Source organism: Herpetosiphon geysericola, from assembly GCF_001306135.1.
In the GTDB taxonomy this organism is placed as follows: domain Bacteria; phylum Chloroflexota; class Chloroflexia; order Chloroflexales; family Herpetosiphonaceae; genus Herpetosiphon; species Herpetosiphon geysericola.
The window spans coordinates 258162-278135 of sequence record NZ_LGKP01000035.1; the positions used below are offsets into that span (position 1 = coordinate 258162).

Sequence of the window (19974 nt, forward strand, 5' to 3'; positions counted from 1 at the left end):
CGGGCGATTGCTTTTTAAGGGAAACACAAACCGCTATCCAAGCGTCAATAGTGAAAGAATAGCGATTGCGGGTGAGCATTTAATCGCTAAACTCTTGCTATGGTGTGCTAAGATAAATCGGCGTGGTGCAAGCAATAAGAGGCGATCATGACAGACTTAACCAACACAACCTTAGGCAAATATACCCTTGGTCAACCCTTGGGGGCTGGTGGCATGGGCGCAGTCTATCGCTCGATCCATCCACAGCTTGGGCGTGCTGTAGCGATTAAAATTATCTTAGGCAATGCAACTGAAGATGCCCGCCAGCGTTTTTTGCGCGAGGCTCAAGTAGCAGTGCAGCTATCGCACTCCAATATTGTGCGGGTGTTTGATGTTGATGAAGATAAAGGTATGCCCTTTATTGTGATGGAGCTGATCGAAGGCCCGAGCCTAAGCGATGAGTTGCGTCAAGGGCGTATGCCCTTAGAAAAAGTCTTGAAAATTACCACCGAATTAGCCGATGCCTTGGAATATGCCCATAGCCAAGGGATTTTGCACCGCGATATTAAACCAGCCAATGTTTTGATTCGACCGAATGGCAGCGCCGTGTTGGTCGATTTGGGTTTGGCACGCTTGGCCAATAGCGAATCGCAAGAGCATCAATTGACCCAAAGTGGCATGATTATTGGTACGCTGTCGTATATGGCGCCTGAGCAAATTCAAGCTCAGCAACTTGATGCGCGCACCGATATTTATGCTTTGGGCGTGTTGCTGTTCCAGATGGTGACTGGGCGTTTGCCGTTTGAAGGCGACACACCGCAAATTATGTTTGGCCATGTGTATACGCAGCCGCCTTCGCCAAGCACCACTGGCGCGTTTTTGCCCCCAGCCCTCGATAACTTGATTATGGCGATGATGGCCAAAGCGCCGCAACAACGTCCGCCAAGCATGGCCGAGGTTGCACGGGTCTTGCGCTCAATTATGCACAATGCAGCAACTCCTGGCAGCTATGCGAATCCTGCTGGGCCTGCGGTGGTGCGTCCACAACAGCCAATGCCTGCCAATTATGCTTCGTATCCGGGCCAAGTAAATTATAATGCTGGCAATCCGAGCCAACCAAGCTATGGCAATTATAGTAATCAGCCAAGCCAAGGTGCAGCTCATCCGAGCCAGCCAAGTTATGGCGGAATGCCACCAAGTAGCAATCTCCATACGCTGCCCCAACATGGCTCAATGCCGCCATCGAATCCAGTGCTGATGAGCCAGCCCGCCAAACGCGGCATCTCGCCATGGTTTTGGTTAGCCTTGTTATCGGTCTTTATTATTGGGGGCTTGGGCGTTTATACCGTCAATTCAGCCTTCAAAAAGCAGTCGCCCAGAAATCCAGGGGTTGTGGCCCAAATTCCTGATGAGCCAACCCAACGGCCTCCGCGCCCAACCAATGGTGGCAATAAAGGCCCAACCATAACGCCCTCCAAGAAGCCTGATCCAACTGTCAAGCCTGCAAATCCTGATGCTGCCAATCAGTTCAGCATTTCGAATGTTGGCAAGCGCGAAGCTGGCTCAACTACCTTGATCTATGGCATGGTTACCAATAATACCGAGCTCGCCAAAAGTGCGGTTAAAATTGAAGCTACCTTTTTGGTCGATGATAAAGAGGTGGAATTTGAGACGGGCTACTCAGTGTTGGGCGTGCTTGGGCCTGGCGAACGTGCGCCATGGATTTTGGTTTTGAATGATGCCCCAGAATATCAAACCGTCAAGTATGAGATTTTTGGCATGGATACTAGTTATACGAGCACGATTGATTATCGCGATTTGCGCATCGACGATTTGGAAATTAAGCCCGATGGTCTGTTTTATGAAGCCACTGGCAAGATTACCAATATTGGCAAAAAGCGCACCAAAACCTTGATGATTTATCTTGTAACCTACAATGATAAAGATGAAATTATTGGGGTTGATACCGTTATGCCTGGCAATAGTAGCTTATCGCCAGATGCAACTGCGCGCTTTGAGGCGAGTGTGCTGTTTAGCCCAGACAAATATAAAATTGCCCGCTATGAGACCTTTGTTCGAGGATTAACTGAATGAAACGTGTATGCCTTAGTTTGTTCTTGCTCTTTTTAGTAAGCTGTGGCGGAGCAACGCCAACCAGCGTGCCTGTCACTGCCACAACTGCCGCCACCGCAACCACCGCAGCCAGCCCTGAGGTCTTGCTGACCTTTGCCCAAACCGGTGGCATCGCTGGCATCAACGAAACCCTCACTGTGTGGAGTGATGGTAAGTTGGAGCTTGCCAGCGTTAGTGCTGCAAGCACCTTACGCGTCGGCGAGGCCACGCCTGCGCAATTGAGTTCAATTCAGACGCTGTTGAACGACCCTGAGTTTGCCAGCCTTGCAGCTAGCTATGGCGATTTAGGGAGTTGCTGCGATATGTTTAGCTATACGCTGACCACCGGCAATAAATCGATCGCCACCATTGATGGCGCTGAGTATCCAGAAATTCTGGCGAATTTGTTTGGCGAATTGCAAACCCTCAAGCAATCGATTCCGCAATAGGCTGCTCCTTACAAGGGTTGGTTTGTAATCAGCATCGTTGCTCACCACCCTTCCGTCCCGCCTCAAGCCGGGAGACGCAGGGGATTAAAGCCCCCTGCACCCCCTAAAAAGGCAGTGCGTGGTGGTCAACTATCCAATTAATTAATCCGTTGTGTGCTCCATGGTTATCGCAGAACGCGATTAAAACCAATCTTCAAGGGGTTCTACCAACTCACGTTAACGGTGCCTGTGGCCTTGGTTAGGCGAACTTCAAGGTAGCGGCTTGGGCCAAGCGTGCGCTCATGGCCGAATGAGGCTAGCCCATTAATTGTCAGCTTGACGTTTGCAGGTGCATCGTTGGGCAAGAATAATTGCAAAGTTGTTTCTTGGCCGCTGCCAGTAAAATCAAGTTGAAACCCATTTGTTTGGCGTTGCCAGCGATAGCTTACATAGCCTTGCGAGGCAGCATAGCGGGCCGTAACCTGCGCTTGCTGCACTTCTGGCTCAACAATCCAGCGCGGGCTTAATTGAACATGTTGATAGAGCGCTGCTTGATCGTTCACCCCAGCCGCGCCTTCGATCAGTGCTGCCAGCATTGCGGTGCTGCCCCAACCATCGGTGGCCAGCGTCTGCGGGCCGGAAATACCAGGATTGCCAGCAGGGTAATACCATAAATAGCTGCCACCTTGGGCTTCGATCATTTGGGCGTAGCGGCGCAGAATATCAAAGCCATAGGCTGGCTGGCCCCAGCGAAATGTTCCCCGCGCCAATTCGCCGCCAACTAACGGCATCCGCCCACCATTGACATACTCGCCTGGTTGATTGCCCCAGCCCGGGGTTGTGCCAAAGCGTTCTGCTGGAAATGGCGGATCGATGCTGAACCATTCTGAGGAAAGATTGCTTGAATCAGCAACCCGCCGTTGATAATATTCGTCGATAATCGCTAAGGCGCGGCTGGCTTCCATGCCATAGCGGTTGAGCGCATACGAGTTGGAGAGTGAAAGTTGGCGCGCCTCGTCAACCTCTGGAATATCAAAGGGCTGCTCTAAAACATTGTGAAGATAGAATTTGCCATTCCATGCAACTTGGTTAAGCTGCTTGGTCAGTTGCTGCGAGCGGCTTAGCCACTGGTTGGCTTGCGCGAAATTGGCTTGAGTTACTTCGAGCTTGCTCAGCAACGCCAGTGCATGGGCCATGCCTGTATTATCGCCGTGCATAATCCCAAAGCGAGTTTTTTCGTCGATCCAATGGCGGGGTGAGCTTTTGCCATCAGGAGCAATCGTTGGCCCACCATACTCAAAATCCCAGGTATCAATCGTATACGGGCGGCGAATTAGTTGCAGGTCGGGATTCCAACGTTGTGGATCGCTGAGGCTATAGTTGATACCCCGCAGCATCGCTGGCTTTTGCTCAAGCATCCAACTGGTGTCGCCAGTCGCTTGCCACGCCTGATACACACCTTGCACAAACAAATATTCTAAATCGGCCTCAACCTCGATGCGGCCTTGAACTGGTTCGCCATTGACCATGGCAAAATAATCATCAAAGGCTCCAGTGGCTTTTTGCTCACGCCGAAAATAATCAAGCGTGCTGGTCAGATCGTGCTCAAAATAGCGATAGCCCAAGCCTTGATGCACATGGTCGCGCAGCCAAATCAGGTAGCTATCTGGTGAACGATAGCCACGAATCTGGTAGCCCTTGTATTCATAGCTCGAAACATCGTTGCGCAGGAAGTTTTCGACCTTTTTGGGCATGGTGTCGTAGGCTGCAACTCCAGTTTGAATGCTGGTGCTGGCGGTAAGTTGATAGATGCTGCTGTTGATTGTTGAAACTTTGCCTTCAATGAGCAACACGGCATAATGCTGGCCTAAGGCTCCTTGGGCTTGTAGCTTGAGGCTTTGGCTTTGGCCAGTGAGGTTTAAACTTTGGCTGGTTTCAAGTTGACCAGCGCTATCAACAATGCGCAGGCTAGCAGGGCCAACATAATCGCCAGCATCAACCTGAATTTCAACCTGCTCGAATGGCCTTACGGCTCGGCGTGGCCCACTTAATAACGCCAGAATTGGGCTTGCTTGGCGCGTGCCGTTCAAGAGCCAACTGGCTTGCCACTGCCCAAGCGGACTAATCGATACATGCTGGCTAGCCTGATCAAGCACGAAAAGTTGATGCTCGAAATATTGCATCGTGGCGATTTTGCCAGTCAAGGGGTTGGTTTCAGTGACGGTTTCGGTGATTGGATTACCAAAATATTCAGCACCACCATTGGCTTGCCAAACCCGCCGAAATGGTTCGCAGACCGAGCGCTGGGTGCTCTCAATCCGCAAACAGTGATCGGTTGGCCCATGCTGGCGTTGGTTTTGCCATGTGCGGCGGCTGGCTTGAAAGAGATCAAGCCCAAGCTTGGCAGGTATAACTTGATTGCCAAACAAATGCAGGCGCTGGTGCTCAAAATATTGCACTAACTGGCCATCGAACCACAGTGCCTCGCTGATTGGCTGACCAATTAATGCTGCTCCGCCGTTAGCCTGCCAATATGCTTGAAACTCGGCCTGCACTTGGTAGCTGGTGGTTTGGGCGTTCGCAAGCCTTGGGTTTGGCACGAAGCTCAAGCCAATTAACAACAATCCCAACCAACAAAAAACTCGGCTCATCATACCTTCCGTAGTTTGATTGGCGGGCTACTGGGTGTTGCTGCCAGTAGCCCGCATTAATGCTCTACGGTTGTAATTGTAACATTTCCACTTCGCCAGTGTTGACCGCCGAGCGGCCATACAGCATTGGAATGTACTCGACTTTCTGCCAGCGTTCAAGCAAATCGTCGTAGTGCGGCGAGAGAAAATGGCCTGCTTGGCCTGGCGCGTTGATCATGCGGCTGTTGGCAAAATCGCCCAAATCGATAATATGACGATAAATTGGTCCACGATCTTGATCAAACGGCGCGTCATCGGCAATATGGCTGACGTTGACGGTGCTGCCATCGCCTTGGCTCTCGATTGCTTTGCTGAAAAAGCCACGCAATGGGCCAATTGCATCAAGTGGATTGTGTGGGAACAAGGCAAGGTGCAATCCGCCCCAGCGCCATTGCTCCATCGGTGCCTCCTTCTGGCGGAAGCTTAAATCTTTGAGCGCCACATCGAGTGCTTGCGTCACCATTGTATTACAGGTTTCAGTTGCCTGGCTGGTTGTCACGTCGTCGCACCAAGGGTTATTAGGGTCTTGCAGCATGGCCGGAATCGCCAGATCAATCAGTTGGCGTCGTTGGCCATAGGTTTCGAGCAAGTTTTCGCCCAATTCATCACCAACAATTGGCACAGTCAAATAGAAGGCCCAAGCCTGAAAAATGCTGGCTGCTGGTTGATCGCCAGCGGTGCTGTAGTTCCAGTTTTGCAGCATGGCGATTGCTTGGCGTTGCTGGTCACTGGTTGGTTGCACCAAGTTGAGCAACACAGGCAGAAATTCTTCTGCATAGCTCGAATGCACATCAGCTTGAATCGCTGCCATATCGTCCATGGTTAATGTTGGTTTGGCTTCGATCATGCTAGTAATGCGTTCGGCACGAAATGGTGGTGCCCACTCGTGGCTGAGAAAATACGGATAACTATCGGCCACCACTTTGTTGTTGGCGGTGGCAATATAGCCTTGGGGCGGGTTGTAGCTTTGGGGCAATTGCTCAAAGGGAATAAAACCCGTCCATTCGTAGTCGCCAGAAGCACCATCTGCTGGCAAGGTGCCATCGCCCTTGGCCCGAATAGGGATGTTGCCAGGCGCAATGTAGCCAATATTTCCATCAACGTCAGCAAAAACAAAATTTTGCACTGGCGCAACATAGCTTTCTAAGCCAGCCCGAAATTCTTGCCAATTCTGGGCTTTGTTAATCGCAATATACGCGTTGAGGGTGCTATCAGTCTCATCAAGTGCTGTCCAGCGGAAGGCCAAGGCCTCGCGTTGCGGCGCGTCGGGGTCGGCGGCGTTATTGGCATTCAGCGCATCAGAAATCAACGGGCCATGGCGACTAACCCGAATTGTCAGCGGCAAGAGGCCTTTATCTTTGACCCGAATCGTGTCGCTGATGATCGTCAATGGTTCGTAATTGCCCTTGAACATGGCTTTGGTGCCAGATGGATCGAGGGTTTCGCGATACAGGTCTTGCACATCGGGGCCGGTATTGGTCACGCCCCACGCGATACGCTGATTGTGGCCAATAATCACTCCTGGCAAGCCTGGAATTGTTGCGCCAACCGAGTGCAAATCGCCGCCTTCAAGCTCGGCCATATACCAAATTGAGGGTGTGCGAAAGCTCAAATGCGGGTCGTCGGCTAATAAGGGCTTACCTGTGGCCGATTTGCTTGGGCCAATGACCCAGTTGTTCGAGCCAACTCCAGCAATGTTGCCGCCGCCAATGCCCAGCCCTTGCTCGACCCGCCGACTGAGCGCCAACAGTTGTTGGGCTTGGCCACCCATAGGGGTTGGCAAAATCAGCGGGCCAGTGCTTGGGTAGTGGGGCAAGAGATCCTTGGTTTTTTCGCTGCCTAGTTTGGCTAGCAATTCCATGGTCATTAATTCGGTCGAATAATTGCCGCCCAAATCCCACGACATCATTTTGGCCCAACCGAGCACATCAGCGCCAACCCATGGCTCTGGCTCAACTCCGATCAGCGTAAATTCTGGCGAAAGCTGACCGCCGCTATGCTCAGCCAAAAAGCCATTGATGCCGCTGACATAACTATCAATCACTGCTTTGGCGGTTGCATCGAGGTTGGCGTAGGCGCTTTCAGCAGCGCGATAGACGCCAAGGGTGCGCAAAAAGCGGTCGGTTTCGACAGTGGTTTCTCCCAAGGCTTCCGAAAGTGTGCCGCGAGCGATCCGGCGTTGAAATTCCATCTGCCAGAGGCGATCCTGGGCATGCACATAGCCCAAGGCCATCAGTGCATCGGATTCAGTTTGGGCATAAATATGTGGCACGCCGTTGCTATCGCGTAGCACATCGACTGGGGCACTCAAGCCAGCCAGGGTTAATGTGCCTGCGGTGGTTGGCAACGAACGGCGCAAATACAGATAGCCACCGCCGCTGGCTAGGAGAATGATCAGGACGACAATTAACAAAAAGCGTGAAAAGAGAATTAACCAACGCTGAAAGGGTGGACGATCGCGTAATGAGCGTTTGGCTGGGGTTGCCACGAGCTGACTCCTTTGTCCAAGCTGAAACCTTTTACAGAGATCCTGCGTCTTACTGCCACGCAAGTTGATCAAAAGCGTGGAAATAGGATAAAATTAACCAGTTTGTGTGTTTAGGAGCGATAGAATGTCAAATCAATCACGTCCATTGGTTCGTCCGACAGAAGGTCGTGTTCTGGCTGGGGTTTGTGCTGGGCTGGCTCGCTATTTTGGCATCGATCCAACCATTGTACGGGTTGCTTTGGTCATTTTCACCCTCTTTGGTGGCTCAGGGGTTTTGGCCTACTTAATTGGTTGGGCAATTATGCCTGATTATACTGGCAGACGGGCTGGTGCTCCAATTATCATTGCCCTGTTACTGTTCGGCATTCCTTTTATGTGTTTCTTGATTTCATTACCCTTCCAACTCTTGTTTGGTGGCAACTAAAACTCAACTGATTCGATGGCGCAGTTATTCAACACTGCGCCATTTTTTATTTAATGATTGTTCGGGTTTGCCAAGTATTACCAGCTAAGCATGGTGTTGATCCTTATTAGCGATTTCGGTTAAAATAGCATAATGCTAATGATCTGTTGGCAACAATAAGGATAAAATATGCCAGTCGTGAATTTGACTGATCGAATAGAGCGGGCGATTGTTGCTCGCGAAAACTTGTTTGACGAACGCCATCAAGCTGGTTTGCGTTTGTTCAATGGGTTTCTTGAAGGCGAACCAAAAATTGTGATTGATGTGTATGCAACGACTGCGGTTGTGCATAACTACGCTGAGCCTGCCAAAGCTGGCGAGGCCTTGGTTGAGCAAGTGGTGGCGTGGTTGCCAACTCGTTTGCCATGGCTCGAATCAATCTTGGTGAAAACCCGCAATACTGATGATGAAACTGCTCAAAATGGGGTCTTGCGCTATGGCGAAAAGCTGGCCAGCCGCGTGCGCGAGCATGGGGTTTGGTATGCGCTTGATCTGACGATGAACCGCGATTCAAGCCTCTACTTGGATACGCGCAATTTGCGTGAGTGGATTTTGGCCAACCTGGCCGATAAAACCGTGCTCAATACCTTTGCTTATACTGGTAGTTTGGGCGTGGCCGCCGTTGCTGCTGGCGCAAAACGTGTTGTGCAAACCGACCGCAATCGGCGCTTTTTGAATGTTGGCAAAACCTCGCATACCTTGAATGGCTTTCCCATTAACAAAGCCGATTTTCAAACTGAAGACTTTTGGCTCCAAATCAACAAATTTAAGCGCAAAGAAGAATTGTTCGATTGTGTGATCGTTGATCCACCAATGTTTGCTGCCACCGCCCATGGGGTTGTCGATTTGGCCCAAAATTATACCAAGGTGTTGAATCGGGTGCGGCCACTGATGGAGCACAATGGGACGATTATTGCGATCAATAATGCCTTGTTTTTGAGCGGCGCTGAATATATTGAACTGCTCGAAAAAATTTGTGCCGATGGCTATGTCACGATCGATCAGTTTATTGATATTGGCCAAGATTTTACGGGCTATGCTGATACGCGAGTTGGCAAAGCGGTGACGAATCCTGCGCCGTTCAATCATTCGACCAAAATTGCCGTTTTGAAAACGCGCCGCCGAGGATTTTAAGTCAATTCAAAGGGCAAAAATCAAAAGGCAGAAATAATTAACGCAGAGGATTTGAGTTCTTCAAACCTCTGCGCCGCTGCGTTAAAGAATTGATCCACGAAGGACACGAAGGGCACGAAGGGTCAGAAACCGCGAAGATCGCGAAGGTTAAGTTTTTTCGCCACAGCTTGGTTTGATGATGTTTCTCTGATCGTTCATCCCTCATCCTTCATCCTTCATCCTTTCGTAACTCTGCGCCTCTGCGTTAATCGTACTTCCCTAAATCATCGATAGCCTCATTTTTTGCTATAAAAATCTATTAATTAGTTAAAATTGGAACCGCTATTCAGAGCAATTTTAATAAATTTTTCCCTAGCAATTGCTATAACCTTGGCATATAATCGCCATGCACTTCAGTAGTACCTTAGTCATAACTTACTGCTCCGCTTCGTACTAACCAGCGGCATAGGTTGGTGATGGCTTAAGCTCAGCTGAAGCTGTGCTGATCGTCTCCACTTAATTGGCCTCAAGAGTAATGATGCTCGGCGCAGGGTTGCTCTTCGAGAGTCTAGCATGAGGTTTGTATGCTCCAATCCCCTGATCAAGGGCGAACAGTGCAATCGCAGGTTCGTCGTCGTGCATTGGTGCTTAATTTGGCACTCTTGTTGGCATTATTTGGTCTACCACTTCAACCAACAGCAGCACGCATTGCAGCACCACAGCTTCCTGAAGCCCGTTCTGCCAGCGCACCAACTGCGGTTTGTACGGTTACCAACACTAGCGACGCCGCCTCGCCGCCAGCTGGTTCGCTCCGTGCAGCATTGGCCAATGCAACTTGTTCGCCAATTGTATTCGACCCAAGTTTGGCGGGCCAAACAATCACATTAACCGCCGAATTGAGCGTTGCACGGGTGGTTGTGATCGATGGTGCAGCAGCGCCTGGCCTGAAAATCGATGGCAATAATAGCGTGCGGTTGTTTAATGTCACGGCCACGAGCGCCAATCTTGCTCTTTACAACTTGACCTTGCAACGTGGTAAAGCCCCAAATACGGGCATTGCCAACGGTGGCGCTGTGCTCAACCAAGGTGGCACAGTTGTTATTAGCAATACCGCAGTGCTTTCCAACACTGCTGGCACCAGCGGCAATGGCGGTGCAATCCGCAACCAACGTACCAGCGGCATTGCTGGTGTATTGCGGGTCTACAATAGCGTGATTATGGGCAATACAGCGCCGAGCAATGGTGGCGCGTTCAGCACCAGCGGTAGTATCACCACGATTGTTAATAGTGCTGTGTTGAGCAATACGCTCACCAGCACATCTGGCGGCATCACCAGCGGCTCAGGCTTGGGCGCTGGGATTCACCACGTTAATATTCAGAATCCCCCAGCCAACTTGACCACCGCAATCACCAACACCACGATTGCCTATAATCGTGGCAAGGCTGGGGCGGCAATTTACAACGATAACAATGGCATCATCGATGTTTACTACAGCACAATTGTCTACAATGCTGCTTCGAATAGTAGCGGCTCAATCGTTGGTGGAGTCGTCAACGGGGTTACAACTGCTGGCCAGCCTGGCTTACGCCTCAGTTTATATAACACGATTGTGGCCAACAACACTCAACGCGCTGCCAACACAACCTTAACCAGCGCCGATGTTGGGGTTGGCACTGGCCAAACCATCAGCTCAAATGGCTATAACTTGATTGAAACTGTGCCAAGCGGCGCGGTATTTAGCGGCTCAACCGCCAGCAATATCACTGGCCAAGACCCTGCAATTGGCGATGTGCAGAACAACGGCGGCGGCACGCCAACCGCAGCTGTGTTACAAAATAGCCCAGCCTATAACGCTGGTGATCCTGCGCCAATTGGCTTGCCAGCCACCGACCAACGTGGGCCTGGCTTTGTGCGCGTGCGCGAAGGCCGCTTGGATATTGGTGCATTTGAAGCGAGTAACAGCGTGCAAAGCTCGCCAATTTTAGTTAGCACCAATTTGGATACCAATGATGGAGCGTGTACGACGTTCAATTGTTCGTTGCGCGAAGCAATCACGTTGGCGAATAGCACCCCCCAAACCGACACGATTCGCTTTAATCTGCTTGGTAGCGGTGTGCGCACTATCTCGCCAACCGCAGCCTTGCCAGCGATTACGGCGCCAGTAATTCTTGATGGCTTGAGCCAAGCTGGCGCTGCATGCAACGCTCCGCTGATCGAATTAAACGGCTCGTTAGCTGGCGCAAACGTCAATGGCCTCGAGGTAACTGGCGGCAATAGCCTTATTCGCGGCTTGGTGATCAATCGTTTTACTGGCAATGGCGTGCGCTTGGCAACCCTTGGCGGCAACACGCTTGAATGTAATTTCATCGGCACCGATCCTTCGGGCACGGTCGATGCTGGCAATGGCTTGTCGGGCGTGCGGGTCGAATCTGCCAATACGTTAATTGGTGGTAGCAGCGGCTCGAATGTCCGCAACTTAATTGCTGGCAACGATGGCGATGGGATTACGCTGGTTGCTGGAGCCAACGCCACAACTATCCAAAATAATTACATTGGCACTAGCCTGAATAGCAACGCAGCGCTTGGTAATAGCAAGAGCGGCGTGCGCATCGGCAGTGATAACAATCAAGTTGGCGGCGCATTTGGGACACTAGGCAACATTATTTCTGGCAACGTCGAGCATGGCGTGCTGGTGAATGTTAGCTCAGCGCCATTGGGCAACCGCATTCAAGGCAACTTTATTGGCACCAACATTGGCGCCACCCTCGATATTGGCAATAGCCAACGTGGGGTCTTTATCGATCGCAGTGCCAATACCTTGGTTGGCGGCACAACCGCTGAACGCAACGTGATCTCTGGCAACAACAGCGATGGCGTGGCAATTATTGAGGCTGGCGCAACCAACAATAAAATTTCTGGTAACTATATTGGCACCAACAATGGCGGTGGCTCGGCCTTGGGCAATAGCTCTGCTGGGGTTTATATCTTCAATGTTGGCGGCAATACGATTGGTGGCACAACCACCGCTGAGCGCAACTTGATCTCGGCCAATAGCAACGGGATTGTGATTGGCGGCGGCTCGGCGATTGGCAATATCATCAAAGGTAACTACATTGGTACAACCTTGAATGGTAATGCAGCGCTTGGCAATGTGAGCGATGGCATCAAGCTCGACGGCGCGCGCAATACTCAAATTGGTGGCTTGACCATCGGCGAGCGCAACGTCATTTCTGGCAACGGCAATAACGGGATCAACATCTTTACTACAAGTTCAGCGGCGAATGTGATTCAAGGGAATTACATTGGCACAAACGCTTTTGTTGCGCCTGCTAGCCCAACCGGGGTCGCCAACCAATTCAACGGCGTGCGGGTGGCTGCTGGTACAACTACAACCATCGGCGGCTCGGCCCAAGGTGCTGGCAATGTGATTGCCTTCAACGCCAAAAATGGGGTGCTGATTACCCAAGGTTCGGCAGTTGCCACGACCCAACGGATTCAGCGCAACAGCATTTTTAGCAACAATCGCTTGGGCATTGACCTTGGCCCTGATAATAATGCTAATGGCGATGGCGTAACCGCCAATGATGCCAACGACAGCGATACCGGGCCAAACAACTTGCTCAACTATCCAATTGTCGAATCGACCAGCTCTGGTGGTGGCTTGACTCAAATTGTGGGCTCGTATATTGGTGCACCAAATGCGGCCTTGACCCTTGATTTCTATGGTCAAGGCGCGTGCGACCCCAGCAACTTTGGCGAAGGTCAAACCTACATTGGCTCATACGCTATCAACACTGGGGCAACGGGCGCAATTTCCTACACCGCTAATTTGACCACGACTGTAGCTTTGGGCCAACGCGTGACTGCAACTGCGGTTGATGCCAACGGCAACACCTCGGAATTCTCACGCTGTTCGTCGGTTGGCAACTTGCCAAGCGTCAGCGTCAACGATGTAACGGTGGTCGAAGGCAATAGCGGCACGACCAACTTGAACTTTACCCTGAGTTTATCGGCGGTCAGTGCTAGCCCAGTGGTTGTCAGCTATGTAACCGCTGATGATACAGCGATTGCGCCAGCAGATTACACCGCTGCCAGCAGCACTGCCACGATTCCAGCCAATAGCTTGAGTGTGCCAGTTACAATTGAAGTTCATGGCGATACTCAATTTGAACTCAACGAACGCTTCTTTATCAATTTGTTGAGCGCCACCAACGCGGCGATTGGCGATGGCCAAGGCATTGGCTCAATTACCAACGACGATAGCGCGCCAACAATTAGTGTGAATCCAGCCAGCGCCAATGAAGGCAGCGGTACGCCTGGCCAAATCAGCGTGCCTGTTACGCTTTCGAATGCCAGTTACTTGCCAATTAGCGTTGAATTTGTGACCAGCGATGGCACGGCGAGCGCTCCCAGCGACTACACCACAATTACGGGTACGCTTAATTTTGCCCCAGGCGAAACTAGCAAAACCATTGATATTGCCATCGTTGGCGATTTGATCGATGAGCTAGATGAAACGATCAACGTGGCGCTGAGCAATGCAGTCAACACCACGATTAGCAACGATGAAGCAGTTGCCACGATTCTCGACGACGATGCAACGCCAGTGATCACTATTGCGAATGGCGAAGTGAGCGAAGGCAACAGCGGCAGCGTAACCGTGACCCTCAACCTGAGCCTGAGCAACCCAAGCAGCAGCGTGATCACGGTTGATTATGCAACCGTTGCTGGCTCTGCAACCGCCAATGTTGATTTTACGACCAGCAATGGCTCGCTGAGCTTTGCCCCAGGCGAAACCAGCAAAACCATCGATGTCCAAGTGTTGGGCGATGTGCTTGACGAAGCTGACGAATCGTTTAGCGTGGAATTGAGCAATCCAACCAATGCCACTGCTGGCAGCGCTGGCACAGTCGTGATTCTTGATGATGATGCAGCGCCAATGCTCGATATTACTGGCTTCCCAGTGCTTGAAGGTAATACTGGCAGCAAGCCTTTGACCGTGACGGCGACGCTTTCGGCAGTCAGCGGCCAAGTTGTGACCGTGCATTACGCCACCTTCGACAACACTGCAACCGCTGGCAGCGACTATATGGCGATCAGCGGAACCTTGACGATTCCCGCAGGTCAATTGAGCCAAAACATTTTTGTGAATGTTAATGGCGATCTGATCGACGAAAGCAACGAAACCTTTACGATCACTGCCAGCAACCCGCAAAATGCGAGCTTGTTGAACTCCAATGCAATTGGCACGATTCTCGATGACGATGGTGCGCCAACGATCAACGCCAACGCCATCAGCGTCCCCGAAGGCGATGCCAACAGCGTCAATGCAACCTTCAATGTCAGCCTATCCAACCCTAGCGCAACCGCTGTTACCGTCAACTATTCAACCACAGCGGGCACAGCAACTAGCGGCACCGACTTTACGCCAACTGCTGGCACGTTAAACTTTGCGCCAGGCGAATTGACCAAAACGGTAACCGTCGTAGTGCTTGGCGATCTCTTGGATGAGGCCGATGAAAGCTTTACCCTTGTGCTGAGCAGCGCAACTGGCGGCGCAACCATCGGCACATCTGGCACAGCCACAATTGTTGATAACGACCCAACGCCAAGTGTGGCTTTGAGCGGCCTCAACAGCGTGATTGAAGGCAGTGGCATCACCACAACCTTAAAATTCACCGTGACGCTTTCGACGGCCAGCGGTCGGGCAAGCAGTGTACAAGTAGCCACCACTGCGGGCACTGCCAGCGCTGGCAGCGACTTCGTTGGCCAAAATCTGACTCTCAACTTTGCTGCTGGCGAAACCCAAAAAGTGGTCAGCATTGCAATTGTTGGCGATCGGGTTAAAGAGCCAAACGAAACCTTTAGCGTTGGGCTGAGCAACCCAAGCAACCTCACGCTTGGCACAGCCAGCATCGAAGTCACGATTATCGATGACGATGAATGGATGGTCTATTTGCCATACGTGGTCAAATAAGCCCAAGTATTCTCGCCAAGCCCCTCGCCTACTCAACGTGGGCGAGGGGCTTTTTTATGCTTGAATACCTTAGATGTCAAAACATACAGATGGGATTCGGTTGTTGAGGTCGGATAAACGGGAACCGCAACGGTCGCGAAGAGCACGAAGTTTGAGATCGGGGATTGGGCGCTGGAGGTCGGGTGTTGGGGTCGGATAAACGGGAACCGCGAAGAGCGCGAAGAGCACGAAGGGGAGAAGGCTCTTGGCTATCGGAAAATCATCGGGTTTAGCAACAGATGGTTGGCACAGCACGCGATACGGATCACCAGCCCCTGACCCCTCGTACAAAACCCCTGCGTCTCCCGCCTTGAGGCGGGACGGAAGGGTGGTGAGCATTTATCCAAAGCACCAAATTATAAATGTCCTTGATTTGTCATCTTCAAGGGTCGCCTTGCGGCTGGTGGCTAGCTATAGTGGAAGCAGCAATCGCCATGCCGAAGGAGGCATTCAATGAAGATGATCAAAACAGGCCGCTACGAAGATGTGAGCGATTTTGCAACCGAGGCCTTGGTCTGCAAAAAATGCAATCATGAAATGCAAATCTCAGGGCCGTTGCCCCACAATGCCAAATGCCATGCCTGTGGTTCAACCAACCTTGCGCGCCGCAATAATCCCAATCGTAGCAAAAATGATCAACGCGCTGCCTAAACGAACATGATCAACGGAGACTGTAATGTCTCCGTTTTTAGGCTGTTTTCCACAGTGTTCCACTGCTTATCAACATGCTATTCAATTGCTTTGTAGCTAGCAAATAGTCCATTCCAATGAGCAAAATAAAGCTGTTATTCTAGTGCTAGATCTGGTTTTCCACATATCCACAATCTAGCTTATCCACAGCCTGTTGGCAACAGCCATGCGAGTTTGCCAAGAAACGCTACTATCCGCTATCATGCAAGCTACATTTAGGCCTGCATCGATACGATTTACTCTCCTGTGGGCTGATGAACTCAACGGCGAGTTGGACGACCCACCAGCACAGAGGAGCTTTTAATTTTGGATACAAAACAGATTTGGTTGACAACCCTCGGGACTTTGCAAAACCAAATACTTCGTTATGATTATGATACCTGGCTGAAAACTACGGCCTTGGTTTCGGTTGCCAACGATTTAGCCGTGATTGGCGCGCCGAATGTCACCACCAAGCAGGTGATCGAAGATCGTTTTATGAGTGTATTGCGCCGCGCTTTGGGCGAGGTTTTGGGCTATCAAGTCAATGTGCGGGTGATTATCAGCAGTGCGCCTGCTGCGCCAAGCGAGCCTGCCCCACCTCCGCCAGCAGAACCCAGCCAAACAGCAGAGGTGGCTGAGCCAAGTTTTGCCAGTTTTAACCAACCTGCGCCAATGCTCAACCAATTGCCATTGGGCGATCCCAATCGCTCATCGGTGCTCAACCCACGCTATACCTTTTCGTCGTTTATTGTTGGTAGCTCCAACCGTTTGGCCCATGCAGCTTGTATGGCGGTGGCCGAACACCCTGCCCAAGCCTATAACCCGCTGTTTTTATATGGCGGCGTTGGGTTGGGCAAAACCCACTTGTTGCAGGCAATTGGCAACTATGCTTTGGATCGCAATCCAGAAGTGAATGTGCTCTATGTGTCGTCGGAGAAATTCACCAACGATTTGATCAACGCTATTCGTCGCCAACAAACTGAAGAGTTTCGCATTCGCTACCGCAATATCGATATTTTGCTAATCGACGATATTCAATTTATCGCTGGCAAGGAAGGCACGCAGGAAGAATTTTTCCATACCTTCAACACCTTGCATGGCGCTGGCAAGCAAATTGTGCTCAGCTCCGATCGCCCGCCAAAAGCGATTTTAACCCTCGAAGAACGTTTACGTTCGCGCTTTGAGTGGGGCTTGATTGTCGATGTGCAAAACCCAGATCTGGAAACGCGAACGGCAATTTTGCGCGCCAAAGGCGAAACTTTGCAAGTGCCAGTTTCCTCCGATGTGATCGACTTTTTGGCCCAGCGGATTCAAAGCAATATTCGCGAGCTAGAAGGCTGTTTGAATCGGGTGATTGCCTATGCCAATCTTAATCGCACGCCAGTGACGGTTGAGGTTGCTTCCGCTGCCTTGGCCGATTTGCTGGATACCAGTCGGCGCAAACGGGTCACATCTGATGATATTTTTCGTGAAGTTTCACAGCATTATGGCATCGATCAACGAGCGATTCGTGGCCGTGGCCGCTCGCGCAACGTCGTATTGCCACGCCAAGTTGTGATGTATTTGCTGCGCGAAGAAACCGATGCCTCGCTCGTTGAAATTGGCGAATTGCTCGGCGGTCGCGACCACACCACCGTGATGCATGGCTACAACAAAATTAACGACGAACTGACGAGTGATGCTCGCTTGCGCAACGATATCACCTCGCTCCGCCAACGGCTCTACGGCGAAAACGCCCGTTAAATGCCCAAAGGCCACGGTCGATCAACCGTGGCCTTCATTGTTTAATCGTGGTTAATTTTTGGTCAGCCACTCTTCAAGCGTGCGCCCAACTGCTTCTAAGGCCGCAGCGCTGAGTTTATCGATTGTGTCATTGGTGGTATGCCAATACGGGTAATCAAAGTCGATCAGGTCGGCAGCACTAAAGCCTTGCTGCAAGAAGGCCGTGTGATCATCAAGCACATGGTGTTTGGTTTCTGAGATGAAGGTGGTATAGCCCAAATCTGCTGCTTGTTGCCAAATTTCGGCTCGCAAGGCTGGCGTGGAACTTTGCTCAAGGTAAATTTGCTGGTCGGCATCGCCGATCATATCGACAATCACCACTGCTTTGGGTGCAGTTTCGAGCTTGGGCGCAAGGTCGATTGAGCCAAGCGTCCAGCCCCACTCGCCAATTGTGCCATTATCCTCTGCATCGAAAAACACCAGCCAAACTTCCTCGTTCAGGCGTTCTGGCTTGAGCACGCGCGCCAATTCAAGCAGCACTGCAACGCCGCTGGCGCCGTCATTGGCTGCTGGCACTGGCTGCATACGCTTATTGGGGTCGGGATCATTATCGGCGTAGCGTCGAGCATCGTAGTGTGCGCCAAGCAACACCAGCGGGCCTGTGCCACGTTTGGCAATAATATTGCGGCCTTTCTTATTTTCGGGCACGTTGAAAAATTGCTCTTCAACGTCCCAGCCATATTCAAGCAAGGTTTGCACAATCCAATCGCCGTTGGCTTGCCAGCCAGGCGTGCCAGTGTCGCGGGGAATCCATTGCATCTGCGCTTTGGCAAACTCCATGGCATTGGCTCCGTCGAATTGTGGGCTATCGGTGAGGCTTGGCTTGGGCAAAGGCACAATTGTTGGTGCGACCGTTTGAACTGGCTCGGGTACAGGTGTGCTGGCAGTTGCGCCGCAGCCAGCCAAACTAACGATCAGGCCAATTTGGAATAAGCGTTGCAGCCAAACGCGCTGTCTCATTCGTTGCTCCCATTGAGATAACGGGTTGTAGCTTCACATAAAATCGCCACACCCAAGGGCAAAACTCCTTCATCGAAGCTAAATGCTGGGTGATGATGTGGATGCGCGCCCAATTCACGCTCCAAGGTTTGGCCACCCAAGAAGAAATAGCAGCCAGGCACTTCATTCAACAAGACCGACATATCTTCCGAACCCATGGTACGGATGCTGTCATCAACATTTTCAGCGCCCAAAATTGCTTCGGCTGCACCGCGTACCAAGGCGGTGGCTGCAGGATCGCAGATGGTTGCTGGGCACATTTCATCATATTTGAGAACTGCGCTTGCGCCAAAGGTTGCGGCTACGCCTTGTACCACCTCGTGCACCCGTTGCTTCAAACGCTCGCGAGCTTCTGGGTCGTAGCTGCGAATCGTGCCTGTCAGGGTGGCGCTGTGGGCGATGATATTGTGAGCTGTGCCTGCTTGAACCGAGCCAACCGACAGCACTGCTGGTTGTTCAGGGTGAATATTGCGGCTGACGATTGAGTGCAAGGCCACGACCATGTGCGACGCAACTAATACCGAATCGATGGTGGTTTCTGGCTGTGCGCCGTGGCCGCCCTTGCCGGTAATTTCCACATTAAACGTATCTGCAGAAGCCATAATTGGCCCAGAACGCACATTAGCCGTGCCCAAGGGCATTGGTGCCCAAATATGCAAGCCCAGCGAAATATCAGGCCGGGGATTTTCCATCGCGCCAGCCTCGACCATCTTTTGCGCGCCACCGCCCCCTTCTTCTGCTGGCTGGAACAGCAATTTGATGCCCCCATTGCCAAGTGCTTCGCGGTTTTGCATTAAGGCTGCGGCAACACCCAAACCAATCGCAACGTGGCCATCGTGGCCGCAGGCATGCATTTTGCCATCGATCGTTGAGCGATAATCAACATCATTTTGCTCGTGAATTGGCAAGGCATCCATATCGAAGCGCAACATGGCAACTTTGCCGCCTGGTTGGGCTGGAATCACGCCTAAAACGCCGGTTGTGGCCAGCCCTTCGGTCACCTCGTAGCCTAACTCGCGCAAGCGATCGGCCACAATTTTGGCAGTGCGAAATTCCTCGAAGCCAAGTTCAGGGTGCTGGTGTAAATCACGCCGATCAGTGATCAATTGCTCCACCAACGTGTGGGCAACATAGCGAAAATCTGGACGACTAGCCATAGACAACTCCTTCATGCTGAGCTTGAGTGAAAAGACCACTACCGTCATGCTACACAGATTTTGATCTTTGACAA

The 19974-nt window shown here is 51.5% G+C and carries 11 protein-coding genes; 7 read left to right on the forward strand and 4 right to left on the reverse strand.

Going from position 1 to position 19974, the window contains the following annotated elements; genetic code table 11:
- Positions 1-147 precede the first annotated feature (147 nt).
- Both SE18_RS21935 and SE18_RS21940 read left to right on the forward strand, forming a co-directional pair.
- Positions 148-2073, forward strand: a complete 1926-nt coding sequence (locus SE18_RS21935; RefSeq protein ID WP_054536612.1) for a serine/threonine-protein kinase — start codon at positions 148-150, stop codon at positions 2071-2073.
- Positions 2070-2540 carry a hypothetical protein gene (locus tag SE18_RS21940; protein WP_054536613.1) on the forward strand — a complete coding sequence of 157 codons (471 nt, stop codon included), beginning with the start codon at positions 2070-2072 and terminating at the stop codon, positions 2538-2540. Before SE18_RS21935 ends, SE18_RS21940 begins: the two co-directional genes overlap by 4 nt.
- Positions 2541-2743: 203 nt before the next feature.
- Here SE18_RS21940 and SE18_RS21945 read toward each other — a convergent pair whose 3' ends face one another.
- Complete coding sequence (locus tag SE18_RS21945; protein ID WP_054536614.1) at positions 2744-5170, reverse strand: hypothetical protein; 2427 nt, start codon at positions 5168-5170, stop codon at positions 2744-2746.
- A 64-nt stretch (positions 5171-5234) separates the two neighbouring features.
- Complete coding sequence (locus SE18_RS21950; RefSeq protein WP_054536615.1) at positions 5235-7697, reverse strand: penicillin acylase family protein; 2463 nt, start codon at positions 7695-7697, stop codon at positions 5235-5237.
- Between the two features lie 124 nt (positions 7698-7821).
- On the opposite strand from SE18_RS21950, the gene SE18_RS26950 reads away from it, so the two are divergent.
- The 5 genes from SE18_RS26950 (at position 7822) to dnaA (ending at position 17705) form a co-directional block, all read left to right on the forward strand.
- The gene (locus SE18_RS26950) at positions 7822-8121 is read left to right on the forward strand and encodes a PspC domain-containing protein (protein WP_083470074.1); all 300 of its coding nucleotides are present in this window, start codon (positions 7822-7824) and stop codon (positions 8119-8121) included.
- Between the two features lie 168 nt (positions 8122-8289).
- Complete coding sequence (locus SE18_RS21960; RefSeq protein ID WP_054536616.1) at positions 8290-9294, forward strand: class I SAM-dependent methyltransferase; 1005 nt, start codon at positions 8290-8292, stop codon at positions 9292-9294.
- 563 nt (positions 9295-9857) lie between these two features.
- Positions 9858-15251: a beta strand repeat-containing protein gene (locus tag SE18_RS21965; RefSeq protein WP_054536617.1), complete on the forward strand. Its 5394-nt coding sequence runs from the start codon at positions 9858-9860 to the stop codon at positions 15249-15251.
- Positions 15252-15743: 492 nt separating this feature from the next.
- Entirely contained in the window at positions 15744-15941 is a 198-nt protein-coding gene (locus SE18_RS21970) for a zinc ribbon-containing protein (protein ID WP_054536618.1), read from the forward strand.
- Between the two features lie 345 nt (positions 15942-16286).
- Complete coding sequence (gene dnaA, locus SE18_RS21975; protein ID WP_054536619.1) at positions 16287-17705, forward strand: chromosomal replication initiator protein DnaA; 1419 nt, start codon at positions 16287-16289, stop codon at positions 17703-17705.
- A 51-nt stretch (positions 17706-17756) separates the two neighbouring features.
- On the opposite strand, the gene SE18_RS21980 is transcribed toward dnaA, so the two are convergent.
- Together SE18_RS21980 and SE18_RS21985 are read right to left on the reverse strand one after the other, a co-directional pair.
- On the reverse strand, positions 17757-18704 hold the full coding sequence (locus tag SE18_RS21980) for a M28 family peptidase (RefSeq protein WP_054536620.1): 948 nt from the start codon (positions 18702-18704) through the stop codon (positions 17757-17759).
- Complete coding sequence (locus SE18_RS21985) at positions 18701-19900, reverse strand: M20 metallopeptidase family protein (RefSeq protein ID WP_054536621.1); 1200 nt, start codon at positions 19898-19900, stop codon at positions 18701-18703. The genes SE18_RS21980 and SE18_RS21985 overlap by 4 nt, the downstream gene beginning before the upstream one ends.
- Positions 19901-19974 lie beyond the last annotated feature (74 nt).